Below are 12,883 nucleotides of genomic sequence, written 5' to 3' on the forward strand. Positions count from 1 at the left end.
AGCATGAACAGCATCATGATCGTTGACGATGAAATCGGGGTAAGAAACAGCATCAAGGCCAAAATCGATTGGGAACAGGCGGGGTTCGTCGTTGCGGCGGAGGCTTCAGACGGAGAGGCCGCGCTTCGTTTGTTGGCCGAAGGGCCGCTTCCCGACGTGCTGATGACGGATATTCGTATGCCGCAGATGGACGGCATCGGACTTATTAAAGCTTGCAAGAAGCTGTATCCGGAACTAAAGATCGTCGTGCTTTCCGGGTTTTCGGATTATGAATACATGCAGGCTGCCATTCAAGCCGGCGTCAAAGATTATTTGCTAAAGCCGGTAGGCCGCAAGGAGCTGGTTGCGCTGCTGGAGAAGCTAAGCCAGGAAATCGTTGCGGAACGTACCGAGGATTTGAAGAAGCGGTCGGAGCGCACACAGCGCAAGCAGCAGCTTCAAGCTTCCAGGGAAGGCTTGCTGCTGCGGCTCGTCAAGGAAGAGAGCTCAAGCTTGCTTGCGGTGAAAGAAAGAATTTCACAGCTGGGCTTAGGCGAGCTGCTGGGGCTCGGCGATGGCAGAAGCGCGCGGTTTCTCGCGGTGGAGATGCGGGTCCCGGCAGGTCGGCTTGGCGATAACGACCAGCACGGCGATTTGCTGAGGATGGCTTTCCGAATGTTATGCCGAGAGACGGCGGAAACGCATAACGGCGCTTATCCGTTTTATGATGCGGGCCATCCGTCCATGATGCATATTCTTCTGTTGGAAGGCGCGTCTTCGAGGCTGGCGAACGATCGGAAAGTTGCCGAAGGAGCGACGGGGAACGGAGCGGAAGCGGATCGCGCGGCTGCTGGCGGTGCAGCGTCGAACGGAGTGGAAGCGGATCGGGCGGCTGCTGGCGGGTCAGCCTGGGCTGGCGCGGACAGCTTGGCGCGGGCGCTTCGCCACAATATCCGGCATTATTTGCGGCTTGACTGCGTAATCGGCATCGGCGACCCTGTCAGCGACGTGCTTCAATTCAAAAACGGATACTCCACCAGCATGCTCTCCTGGAGTCGCAGTACCGTCGATGGCACTCATCGCGCTGCGGACGGCGGAGCGGGGGAAATCATGGCGGCGCTTTCTCCCGAAACGGAGCGACAGCTTGTTATCGCGGTCGAGAACGGCGATCAGAATACGTTTGCCTATTTGATGATGCGGATTTTGCCCAAAGATCAGGACAACCCGATGTTTACGTTTACGTTTATTGCGTCGAGGCTGCTGCTTCTGCTGCACTCGGTCGCCAAAAAATACAAAACAAACGATGACACGCTGGAGAATCGGCTTTGGGAATGCCAGATGACGATTGGCGATTTGCAGTCGCGCGATCTTATTTTCGGGCAACTGCAGGAGTTGGGCCGGCAAGTGATGGTTGCGGCGCTTAAGGCGCGAAGCTCTGGCGGCGGAGGTTCGATCGCTTCGGCCGTACAGAAATACGTGGATGACAATTTTGCCTATGAGTTAACGTTGGCAGGTTTGGCGGATATGTTTCATCTGAACGAAACGTATTTGTCCGGCTTGTTTAAAAACCGCGTCGGCGTTACGTTTAGCGAATATTTGACCAAGCTGCGGATGAACAAAGCAGGCGAATTGCTGCGCGAAAGCGATTTGAAGCTGACGGACATCGCTATGCTGGTAGGGGTGTCAAGCTCCAGTTACTTCAGCACTTCCTTCAAAAAGTACTTTGGCATGAGTCCCAAGGAGTATCGCGAGAAACACGCAGACGAGAAGTGATGCAGGTACGCGAAACGTACTATAAATATTTGTTCGAATCTTTCTCCAACTCATAATAGTGGTTGCGTTTTCGAGATGGGTGCAGCGGTTTTATAAGTTTTTTGGCTGCGAGCCCCTTTATCAAGTTCAAACAAAAGGTACGTTTCATCCGGAGACAAGTCTCGACGTCGGCCAGCTTGAAGGGGCGGCCAAGACGCGAGACATAGCGCAGAAGTTCACGCTCATGCAAGGTGATTTCCTCGGAAGGCTGGCGTCCGCCCCAGTACCGAAGAATTTCGTAAAGCGAGCTGCGGCAGGCTTCCGGTTTTTTGTCGATTTCATCCATCGTAAACGGGACATACACGTAGCCATTCTTCAACATGGCGCGAATCTTAGCCCGTTCGAAGCTGAATCTCTCCCTTGTGATGTTCTCCGCATGAAAGGCAAAACCCTCACTTTCAAATGCCAGACCGAGCGGCTCGTAAAATGCATCAATATACATGGAAACGCCAGAACCTCCCACGATTCGATGCTCCAATTGAAACCCGTCAAGCGTGCTGAACACCGGCCATAATACCTCCGAAAACATCCTCTTCGTACCTAATAAGTCTCTCTCAAGCATTTCCAATCTGCGGGCGTCCGCATCCTGTTTTTGTTCTCCAAAAAAAATAACACGCGATCCATATCCCCGATGATCGGGGCGGATAGCGTGTTCTTCACGTTTGTGTTTTGAAATTTTTCCTGCGACGGTAATTTCGCTTTCTTGTATCGTAGCGCATTTGTGATTGTACGTAAAGAGTCGGTAAGCGATGAACGAGATCAATCGACTTTGAATGAAGGAATGGAATGTGTCGCTGATGTGGCGTAATTGAAAGGTGAGCCGAACCGGACGGGTCTTCTGGGCAATGGGGCTGGGCCGACTGTGGTTATTTCGGGTTGCAGAACATTCTTGAAGCATAGGTGGTGAAACACCAAAAACTTTGAAAGTCACATCCCGAGCAAAGTGAAATTAGAGCCGCGCCCCGCTCTGTTATTCTTCAAATATAAGAAAGTATAAGTTTTATCAACTTGTGCTACAGCAAGGCTGCGAATAAGGAATGCGGGGGTTGGCCGTGAAAAAGAAATGGATTTCTTACACAGTAATCAGTTTGCTGCTTATCTTCATCGTCTGCGCGGCGACGGTAAGCTCGTATAAAGAAAAACGCGTCGATCCGCCCAAAACGTACGAGCTGCAAGACGCGGAGAAACCTTCCGACGGTTTCCTCTTTAGCGCCGAACAGGCCCTTCAAGCGGATGGCAATGCCGCAACGCTCACCGAACATGGCGGAAGAAGCGGCGTGGTTGAATGGCTGGAAGGCACGAAGCTGTCATGGACGGTCATGATGCCGGAAGCCGGCGAGTACGAGCTGTCCATCGGTTATTTGCCGCTTGCGGGGAAAGGACAGCCGATCGATTTTACGCTCGCGGCGAACGGCGAGAAGATCGGCGACGAATTTGCGCCGCTGGAGCTTGCGCGCGTCTACTACGACGAGCCGGGCGAGCTCAAGCGGAGCGGCGGCAACGAAATCTGGCCGAAGCAGCTGGAAGGCGGCGTCTGGCAGCTCGCGACGGTACAGGCGCCTGGGGAGTTCGGCGATGGCAACCTGCGCTTGTCGCTTAAGCAAGGCAGCAACACGATCGAGCTCGAAAGCCTGCGCGAGCAGGCGGCGATCGAATATATCCATCTTGCCAAAGCGGAAGCCGCACCCGATTACTCGGCCTACAAGGCGGATGCAACGAATGACGGAGCTGACTCAGCGGCCGACGCGAACAACGTGAAGGGCCAAACGTCGGACGAACCATTTCTGCTAACGATTCAAGCCGAGAACGCATTCGCGAAGTCGGACGCCGGACTGTTCCCGACGGTGGACCGCACGTCGCCTCTGACGACGCCGTACCATCCGTATCAGCTTCGGATTAACACGATCGGCGCCAGCAACTGGGACATTCCGGGTCAATGGATCGATTGGAAGTTCGAAGTGCCGGAGGACGGCTGGTACAAGATCGGCGCCCGCTACCACCAGTCCAAGGTGAAGGGGATGTTCGTCTCCCGCAAGATGGAGCTGGACGGCAAGCGTCTGTTCCAAGAGATGGACGCGCTTCGTTTCCCGTACGTGCTGGACTGGGCGGTCAACGAATTAGGCGGCGAGGACGGAGAGCCTTATCTCTTCTACCTGACGAAAGGCGAGCACGTGCTGAAGCTGGAGGTGACGCTCGGCGACGTGACGGAGACGGCGAAGGAAGTACAGGACATCGTGTACGACCTGAACCAGATTTACCGCAACATCGTCATGGTCACCGGGATGAACCCGGATCCATACCGCGATTACGATATCGACAAAACGATTCCGGAGCTTCCGAAGCTATTCCGCGAGCTGGCGGACCGGATGCAAGCCGAAGCTGACAGGTTGGATGCCATGTCCGGACAATCCGGCACAGGCTCCCGGACGCTCCGCATCCTTGTCCGGCAGCTCGAAAGCTTTATCGACCGACCGGACGGCATTCCGAAACGGCTTGCCAACTTCAAAAACAACGTTGCGGCCATTGCGGACTGGCTGCTGACGATAAAACAGCAGCCGCTCGAGCTCGACTACTTGTACGTTGCGTCGCCGGATGCGAAGAAACCGAAGGCAGAAGCGGGCTTGGCCGCGAGGGCGACCCACGAGATCAGAGCTTTTGCGGGATCCTTCCTGCAAAATTACGACGCGCTCGAAGCCGAAGGCGAAAGCGGCGAATCGATCCAAGTCTGGATCGGACTCGGCCGCGACCAGGCTTACGTGCTGAAGCGGATGATCGACGAGTCGTTTATCCCGGAGACGGGAATCGGCGTCGAGCTGAATCTGGTCGGTACGTCGCTCGTGACGGCGGTGATGGCCGGCGAAGGCCCGGACGTGAACCTGTTCACGAGCCGCGGCGACACGATGAATCTCGCTTTCCGCGGGGCGCTCGAGCCGCTAGACGAGTGGCAGGGATTCGACAGTCTAAAAAACGAATTCAAAAACTCCGCGTTTGTCCCGTACGAATACGGAAACCGCATTTACGGCATTCCGGACGATCAGGAATTTTTTATGATGTTCTATCGCAAGGACGTGCTGGGAGAGCTTGGCATCGAACCGCCGCAAACATGGGATGACGTCATGAAAATCGCGCCCATCCTGCAAAACAACAATATGGGCATCGGCCTGCCGTACGAGAACCTGGACGCGTTCCAGCTTCTGACCAAAGGCATAGGCGCGCTGAATCTGTACCCGACGCTGCTGATGCAGAATGGCAGCGGCATCTACAACGAGGAGCAGACCGGCACAAGGCTTCACGAGCCGGAGGCGTTCAAAGCGTTCAAGCAATGGACGGATTTCTATAATTTATACGATTATGCGCTTTACAAGGACGATTTGAACCGATTCCGCACGGGCGAGATGCCGATCGTGATTTCTTCCTACAAGCTCTATACCCGGCTGGCAGCCGCGGCCCCGGAAATTACGGGCACCTGGGCAATGGCGCCGATTCCGGGTATGCCGCAATCGGACGGCAGCATCGATCGCGCGACGGGCGCGACGGGAACGGCCGGCATCATGCTGAAGGATACGAAAAACAAGGAAGCGGCATGGAAATTCTTGCAATGGTGGAATTCGGCCGAGGTGCAAGCCCAATTCGTGAACGAACTGGAGAACGAAATGGGCGTGCTCGGCAGAAGGCTTCCAGCCAATACGGAAGCGATAGACGCCACGAGATGGAGCCGCGCCGACCAGGCCAGCTTGAACGAGCAATGGGACCAGGTGACGGAAATTCCGGAGCTGCCGGGCGGCTACTACACGCTGCGCAACCTGGATAACGCCTTCCGCGAGACCGTCTTTCAGAAGCGGAACGCCCGCGAGACGCTCTTTTATTGGAACAAAGACATCAATGATGAAATCGAACGAAAAAGGTATGAATTCGGGGTGGAGCAATGAAAGGTTCAATGATCCGCACGATCGGCAAGCACAAGGAAAGCTATGTGCTGATGGCGCCGTACATGGTATTTTTCCTGCTGTTTACGATCCTGCCCGTCATCTTGTCCGTCGTGCTGGGCTTCACTTATTACAATATGATCGAGCCGCCGCGTTTCATCGGCTGGTACAACTACATCCGGCTGTTCCTGGATGACGACGTCTTTATCATCGCGCTTAAGAACACGTTGTTTTTCGCCTTCGTGACCGGTCCGGTCAGCTATATGCTCAGCTTTTTCGTCGCTTGGATGATCAATGACTTGTCCAAGACGCTTCGCTCGATCGCGACGTCGGTGTTTTATATCCCGACCGTGATCGGAGCGGCGATCTTCCCGATGTGGCGCCTGATCTTCAGCCCGGACGAATACGGCTACCTGAACGGCCTCCTCATGGGCATGGGCTTTATATCCGAACCCGTCGCCTGGCTGCTCGACAAGGAATACGTCCTGATCATTTTGATTCTCGTCCAGCTGTGGATGAGTCTCGGCATCAGCTTCCTCGCGTTTGTCGCGGGACTGCAGACGGTCGACCGGAGCCTCTACGAAGCGGGCGTCATGGACGGCATCAAAAACCGCTTCCAGGAGCTTTGGTACATCACGCTGCCGTCCATGATTCCGCAGCTGATCTTCGGCGCGGTCATGCAGATCGTCATTTCGTTCAGCGTCGCGGACGTATCGATTCAGCTTGCAGGCTTCCCTAGTACGGAATACGCGGGCGAAACGATGGTGACGCATGTCATGGACTACGGCAGTATCCGCTACGAGATGGGGTACGCGTCGGCGATGGCCGTCGTGCTGTTCTTCCTGATGGTGTTCACGAACCGGCTCGTCACGAAGCTGCTGAATAAGGTCGGAATCTGATCCGGAGGGAGTAGAACCATGTTTACGATTACCAGAAAAAAAGCCGGGGCCAAAGCAAGGCGTTCCTTTACGGGGAATTTGTTCATCTTCGGATTCGTTGCGCTGCTAGGCGTCTTCTCGGCATTCCCGATGTACTTTGCGGTCGTGACGGCGTTCAAGCCGCTCGACGAGCTGCTGCAATTCCCTCCGCGACTGATCGTGCTTCGTCCGACTTGGACGAACTTTACCGATCTGTACCAGCTCGCGGCGAATATGTGGGTGCCTCTGTCGAGGTATATTTTCAACACCGTGTTCGTAGCGGTTGCGGGGACGGCGCTGCATGTCGTCTTCGCGGCCATGGCGGCTTATCCGCTAGCCAAACATCGATTCCCGGGCAAAAACAACCTGTTCTCCGTGATCGTAATGGCGCTGATGTTCGTGCCGCAAGTGACGTTCATTCCGCAATTCATCATGATGGCGGAGCTGAACATCGTAGACACGTACGCGGCGATGATCCTGCCGTGGATCGGCTCGTCGCTCGGCCTGTTCCTGATGAAGCAATTCATCGAGCAGCTGCCGGACGCCATCCTGGAGGCGGCCCGAATCGACGGCGCCAGCGAATACAAAATTTTCTTCTCCATCATTTGGCCGAACTCGGTTCCGGCATTGATGACGGTCGTCATTTTCCAATTCGTCAACTTGTGGAACTATGCGCCCAAAGAGCTGATCTACAGCGAATCGAACAAAGTATTCAGGCTGGCGCTGGAGCAGATCGTCGCAGGCGATCCCATCGCAAGGATGGGCGCCGGCGCAGCCGCCTCGGTCATTCTGATGATTCCGCCGATCATCGTATTCGTGCTATTGCAGCGCAAGGTCGTCGAGACGATGACCTTCGCGGGAATCAAGTGACAAGAAGAGGTGAGCCACATTGAAATTCAAACTTACGTTAGCCGCCGCGCTTCTTCTGCCGATGCTGGCGGCCGGTCAGACGGCGCATGCGGAAGCTCCATACAAGTCGTACGTGTATAACGAATGGGATCAGTCGAAGGCGTCTCCGACCGGGTACCTTCCCGGCGGTTCGTACACCGGCATAGAGGCCGGAGCGGGAGCGTTCATGGAACCTCAAGATCTATTCGTCGATGCGCAGGATAACGTCTACGTCGCCGATACGGGCAACAAGCGCATCGTCAAACTGAATGAAGAGTTTAAAGCCGAAACCGTCATCGACGGCTTGAGCTGGCAAGGCTCGGAGCTGAAGCTCAGCGCGCCGACGGGACTGTTCGTATCGGGCGACGGGACGATGTATATCGCCGACAAGGAAGCGGGACGCGTCATCCGCGCCGGAGCGGACGGGAAGGCGGATCTCGTGATCGAGAAGCCGCAGGATCCGCTTATCGCATCGGACTTCGTGTTTAAGCCGGTCAAGGTTGCGGCGGATAACGCGGGACGCATTTACGTTTTGTCGGAAGGGCAGTTTTTCGGGTTGATGCAGTTTGACGCTAAGGGCAAGTTTACGGGGTATTACGGAAGCAACCGGGTAGAAGTGACGCCGGCGGTCGTGCTGGAGTCGTTCTGGAAGAGCATCCTCTCCAAAGAGCAACGCGACGCCATGATGAAGCTGCTGCCGATCGAGTATTCCAATCTGCATATCGGCGCGGACAATTTCGTGTATACGACGACCATCGTTTCCCGGAATTCCCGGGAGGAAATCAAGAAGCTGAACCCGCTAGGCAACAACGTGCTCGTGACGAGCGGCGGAGCGGCGGATTTCGGGGATAAGGAAATAAGCTTCAAGGGCGGCGTCAAGCAGGATTCGTCGTTCCTGGACGTCGCCGTCGACGGCGACGGTTTCATCGCCGGGCTTGACCGGACGAGGGGCAAGGTGTTCGAATACGATGCCGAAGGCAATCCCGTATCCATCTTCGGATCGCTCGGCCATCAGAGAGGCACGTTTGGGCAGCCGGTGGCGCTCGCTTACTGGAAAGACGAGCTGCTCGTTCTCGACGCGGGCAAACGCAACGTCACAAGGTTCGTTCGCTCCGAATACGGCAGCCTCGTCCGCGAAGCGACGATCCTATACAACCAGGGGCTGTACGAGGAGGCCGCAGTCATCTGGAAGGAAGTAGCGCGCCGCAACACGAGCAACGAAATCGCTTATCTCGGTATGGCGAAGGCGCTGGAGAAGGAAGGCGATTACGAAGAAGCGCTTCATTATTACAAGCTGGGCACGAGCCGATCGGGTTACTCCGATACGTTCGGCCTGAAGCGGATGGATACGGTGCGAGGCAACCTGCCTCTAATCATGACCGTGCTGATCGCTGCGCTTGCCGGCTATTACGGCTATAAGGGCTTCCGGCTCTGGAGAAACGCCAAGAGGAAGGAGGTCGCCGGAGGATGACGACAATGTCGCAGACGAGTACCAGCAGATTGAATCCGCTTCGCTGCCTGCTTCATCCGTTCGACGGGTTTGCCGCGGTCAAGGACGAAGGGAAAGGCTCGATCGCCATTTCGGCCGTAATCGTAGTGCTCTTGTTCTTCGCGACGATTTTCAAGCGCCAGAGCACGGGTTACCCGTTCAATATGGCGGACTTAAACGCGCTTAACGTTTGGATCATGGCGGCGAAGACGGTCGCGCTGTACGGCTTGTGGGTAGCGGCGAATTGGGCGGTCGCGACATGGATGGACGGCGAGGGAAAAGCGAAGGAAATCATGATCGTCAGCTCGTACGCCATCATACCGTATGTCGCGGCTCTTATTCTAACGACGCTGCTGAGCAACGTGCTCGTGCAGGAGGAAGGCATGTTCCTCGGATACGCGATGACGATCGCGACGTTATGGAGCGGGCTGCTTCTGTTCATCGGACTCAACATCGTTCACGATTACGGCGCGCTGAAGACGCTGCAATCCATCGCGCTAACGTTCGCGGCCATGGCGATCGTCCTGTTCCTGCTCGTCCTGTTCTATACGCTGTTCAATCAAGTGTACGTGTTTTTCTACACGATCTATAACGAGATGCTGTTCCGCTACTGATGCTGCGAGCCCATGAGGAAGGAGGACACCTGGATGAAAACAAAAATGTTGCCGGCGCTGCTTGTCGCCGCGCTGCTGATCGCTGCGGCCGCGGGCGGGGCGGGAGGCAGTGCGCTTGCGCAAGGGGAAAAGGCGGCGGCGCCTGCCGAAGTCGCCGCGGGCGGCGAAACGGTTCGAAGCGAAGCGCAGCCTAAGCAAGCGGCCGAATCGCCGGATTTGTCCGGCTGGAAGCTCGTTGCCGAGAACGGCAGGCTTACCTTGCACGTAAGCCCGGATACCGCCGAAATCGCGGTTTCGGATACCGGCACGGGCGCGGTATGGCTCAGTAATCCGGCAGACCGCGAGCATGACAAGCTGGCCAAAGGCGCCAAAAAAATGGAGCTTTCATCACAGCTGCTTATCGATTACGTCGACGGGCTGAACAAGCCGTTCCAGGCGAACAGCTTTACGGGCAGCGTGAAGGAAGGAAAACCCGAGCTGAAGCAAGTAGAGGGAGGCGTCGAGATCGCGTTCGGCTTCCCGAAAGCGGGCTTCGTTATCCCTGTAAGATATACGCTCGGCGAGGATTACCTGTCGGCGGCGATCGTGACCGAAGGCATTCGACAGACGGGAAAGTTTAATTTGGTCAATATTAGCCTGCTTCCTTTCTTCGGGGCGGGAGGCCCAGAGGAAGAAGGCTTCATGCTGGTGCCGGACGGAAGCGGAGCGCTGATACGCTTCAACAACGGCAAGAGCAGTTACCGGAGCTATAACGAGCGGGTTTACGGCGGGGATGCTGCGCTCGATCTCCCTGCCGCGGTTGAAAACAAAGAAACGGCGCGACTGCCCGTGTTCGGCATTAACAAAGGAAACCGCGGCTTGCTCGCCGTCATGGCGAGCGGGGAATACCAGGCCGGCATCACGGCCGAGGTGAGCGGCAAAAACAACAGCTACAACAACGTGTTCGGCTATCTCAACTTGATGGAATCGGAAACGAATGTACTGCTCGAAGGCACGCCGAACGAAAAACAAGTGACGCGCACTTCGGATTCGATGACCGGGGAAGAACCGTTCGAAGTTCGTTATTACCTGCTTAGCGGCGAAGAACAATCGACCTACGCGGGAATGGCGGGCCGTTACCGGACGTATCTGCAGGAGGAGCTGGGCGTCAAAGCATGGGAGCAACCTGCGGATTCAGAGGAGGAGTCCCTGCCGCTGCTCATCGACTTTGTCGGTGGCGCGAAGAAGCGGGAGACGTTCCTCGGCTTCCCGTACGAAACGGTGGAGACGCTGACTTCCTTCAAGGATGTTTCGAATATCGCAAGCGAGCTGATCGGCGAAGGGATCACTGGCCTATCCGTCCGCATGACGGGCTGGAGCCCGGGAGGCGCCATGGACGAAGTGCCGGTGTCGCTAAGCGCGGAGCGAAAGCTTGGCGGCACGAAGGGATTGTTGAAGCTGAGCCGGGAGCTTACGGATAAAGGCGTCGCCTTCTATCCCGCGGCAGACCCGACCCGAATGTATGAAGGCGGCAACGGCTTCAGCAAATTTTCCGATACGGCCAAAGGCATCAGCCGCGCGCCGGCGCTGAAATTCCAGTACCGGCTTAGCGACGGCACGAAGGACAAAAGCTCGGCAAGATGGTACCTCATGAAGCCGGACTCCGCGGCCGAAGCCGCGGTGAGGCTTGCGGCAAGCGCGGAGAGGAACGAGCTTGGCGGCATCGCGCTGCAAGGCATCGGTTCCGCCGTCTACTCCGACTTCAAGCGGGGCGGCTTGTCCAAAAACGAGACGGGCCGCATCTGGGAGGAAGCGTTGCGCGGCGCTTCGGAGAAAGCCGGCCCTATCCTCTTCGACCATCCGAACGCTTACGCGTTCCCGTATGCGTCGGCGCTGACCGATGTGCCGCTATACGCGAGCGGATTCGACGTCACGGACGAAGAGGTGCCTTTCTACCGTATCGCAACCAGCGGCTTGCTGCCCGCATACAGCGAACCGGTCAATCTCTCCAGCATGCCGCGCGACTACATGTTGAAGCTGATCGAGACCGGAACTTATCCCGCTTACCGCTTTATCGCCAGGGAAGCTTCCCTGCTGACGGGCACCGAGTTCGACGATCTGTACAGCGCGGAGTACGGGCTATGGAGCGAGGAGCTGCTGGAGCAGCACCGGGAGCTTAGCGCCGCCATGAAGGAATTCCGGGGCAGCGCGATTACGGGCCATCGGAAGCTTGCGGAGGGCGTATACGAAACGAACTTCGAGAACGGCATAACAGCCTTTGTCAATTATAACGATAAGAACGCCGTCGCCGGCGGGTTCGACATTCCGGCGAACGGCTACCTCATTCGTTAGGGAGTGAGAGCATGTTCAGACGTCTACGGGCAATGCCCTATACGAAGAAGAAAGAGCTGTACGGGTTATTGTTCGTGCTGCCATGGATCATCGGATTTATATTGTTTTTCGCAAAGCCGCTTCTGACTTCCTTCATCTATGCCTTTCAAAACCTGGAGCTGACGCCTCAGGGGCTGAAAGGAAGCTTCATCGGCTGGGAAAATTTCGAGTATGCGATCTACAAGGATCCAAGCTTTATACGCGAAGCCGTCAATTCCTTCATTAATATGCTGTACGGCGTGCCGCTCATCTTGGTGTACAGTCTGTTCGTCGCCGTGATGATCAAACATAAGTTCCCGGGCCGCGGCTTCATGCGGGCGGTATCCTTCCTTCCGGTCATCATCGCCTCCGGCGTCCTGATGCAAATTTTGAAGGAGGACGTGTTCTCGCAGGGAATGCGGGGCGGCGCGGAGAGCGTCTACCTGTTCGCGGGAGCGGGCATGAACGGCATTTTGACGGAGCTCGGGCTCGGGCCTCAGTTGATCGAAATCTTCAATAACGTCATCAGCCGCATTTTCGACCTGACATGGCGCTCCGGCGTCCAGGTTCTGCTGTTCCTAGCGGGCTTGCATACGATTCCGGGTTACTTGTACGAGGCATCCTCGCTGGAGGGAGCCCGTCCTTGGGAGCAGTTCTGGAAGGTAACGCTGCCAATGCTGACGCCGATGATGCTGCTGAACATCGTATATACCATCATCGATACGTTCACCGATTACGGCAACGGCGTCATCATGATGATTTACAACACGGCATTCTCCCAAGTTCGGTTCGGCTACAGCAGCGCGCTTGCATGGCTGTATTGCCTTGCGATCGCGGCCTTCCTCGGGCTCGTGTATGTACTGCTCAAGAAACGGATCGTATACCTCAAGGATTAATCGGAAAGCGGGG

The 12,883-nt window shown here is 56.3% G+C and carries 9 protein-coding genes; 8 read left to right on the forward strand and 1 reads right to left on the reverse strand.

What is annotated here, in order from left to right:
• Window positions 1–3: 3 nt before the first annotated feature.
• Window positions 4–1,752, forward strand: a complete 1,749-nt coding sequence (locus tag RB620_RS12675; protein WP_308094818.1) for a response regulator transcription factor — start codon at window positions 4–6, stop codon at window positions 1,750–1,752.
• Window positions 1,753–1,771: 19 nt separating this feature from the next.
• Here the strand turns inward: RB620_RS12675 and RB620_RS12680 are convergent, their stop codons facing one another.
• On the reverse strand, window positions 1,772–2,689 hold the full coding sequence (locus tag RB620_RS12680) for a hypothetical protein (protein ID WP_308094819.1): 918 nt from the start codon (window positions 2,687–2,689) through the stop codon (window positions 1,772–1,774).
• A 154-nt stretch (window positions 2,690–2,843) separates the two neighbouring features.
• On the opposite strand from RB620_RS12680, the gene RB620_RS12685 reads away from it, so the two are divergent.
• Genes RB620_RS12685 through RB620_RS12715 form a run of 7 tightly spaced genes read left to right on the forward strand, consistent with a single transcriptional unit; the run spans window position 2,844 to window position 12,870 of the window.
• On the forward strand, window positions 2,844–5,720 hold the full coding sequence (locus RB620_RS12685) for an extracellular solute-binding protein (protein ID WP_308094821.1): 2,877 nt from the start codon (window positions 2,844–2,846) through the stop codon (window positions 5,718–5,720).
• Window positions 5,717–6,616, forward strand: a complete 900-nt coding sequence (locus RB620_RS12690) for a carbohydrate ABC transporter permease (RefSeq protein WP_308094822.1) — start codon at window positions 5,717–5,719, stop codon at window positions 6,614–6,616. Before RB620_RS12685 ends, RB620_RS12690 begins: the two co-directional genes overlap by 4 nt.
• 18 nt (window positions 6,617–6,634) lie before the next feature.
• A complete protein-coding gene (locus RB620_RS12695) occupies window positions 6,635–7,504 on the forward strand; it encodes a carbohydrate ABC transporter permease (RefSeq protein ID WP_308094824.1) in 870 nt (289 codons plus the stop codon).
• 19 nt (window positions 7,505–7,523) lie between these two features.
• Window positions 7,524–8,993, forward strand: coding sequence for a hypothetical protein (locus RB620_RS12700; protein ID WP_308094826.1), 1,470 nt, complete (start codon window positions 7,524–7,526; stop codon window positions 8,991–8,993).
• Window positions 8,990–9,625 (forward strand): Yip1 family protein, encoded by a 636-nt coding sequence (locus RB620_RS12705; RefSeq protein WP_308094827.1) that lies wholly within the window; start codon window positions 8,990–8,992, stop codon window positions 9,623–9,625. The genes RB620_RS12700 and RB620_RS12705 overlap by 4 nt, the downstream gene beginning before the upstream one ends.
• 33 nt (window positions 9,626–9,658) lie before the next feature.
• Complete coding sequence (locus RB620_RS12710) at window positions 9,659–11,956, forward strand: DUF5696 domain-containing protein (protein ID WP_308094828.1); 2,298 nt, start codon at window positions 9,659–9,661, stop codon at window positions 11,954–11,956.
• A gap of 11 nt (window positions 11,957–11,967) precedes the next feature.
• Window positions 11,968–12,870: a carbohydrate ABC transporter permease gene (locus RB620_RS12715; RefSeq protein WP_308094830.1), complete on the forward strand. Its 903-nt coding sequence runs from the start codon at window positions 11,968–11,970 to the stop codon at window positions 12,868–12,870.
• Window positions 12,871–12,883: the final 13 nt, after the last annotated feature.

The sequence above is a fragment of the Paenibacillus sp. LHD-117 genome, from assembly GCF_030929555.1.
Classification (GTDB): domain Bacteria; phylum Bacillota; class Bacilli; order Paenibacillales; family Paenibacillaceae; genus Pristimantibacillus.

Coding starts and splice junctions, on each gene's coding strand:
- RB620_RS12695 (WP_308094824.1), top strand. CDS start 6,635: ATGTTTACGATTACCAGAAAAAAAGCCGGGGCCAAAGCAAGGCGTTCC.
- RB620_RS12710 (WP_308094828.1), top strand. CDS start 9,659: ATGAAAACAAAAATGTTGCCGGCGCTGCTTGTCGCCGCGCTGCTGATC.
- RB620_RS12705 (WP_308094827.1), top strand. CDS start 8,990: ATGACGACAATGTCGCAGACGAGTACCAGCAGATTGAATCCGCTTCGC.
- RB620_RS12680 (WP_308094819.1), bottom strand. CDS start 2,689: ATGCTTCAAGAATGTTCTGCAACCCGAAATAACCACAGTCGGCCCAGC.
- RB620_RS12715 (WP_308094830.1), top strand. CDS start 11,968: ATGTTCAGACGTCTACGGGCAATGCCCTATACGAAGAAGAAAGAGCTG.
- RB620_RS12690 (WP_308094822.1), top strand. CDS start 5,717: ATGAAAGGTTCAATGATCCGCACGATCGGCAAGCACAAGGAAAGCTAT.
- RB620_RS12675 (WP_308094818.1), top strand. CDS start 4: ATGAACAGCATCATGATCGTTGACGATGAAATCGGGGTAAGAAACAGC.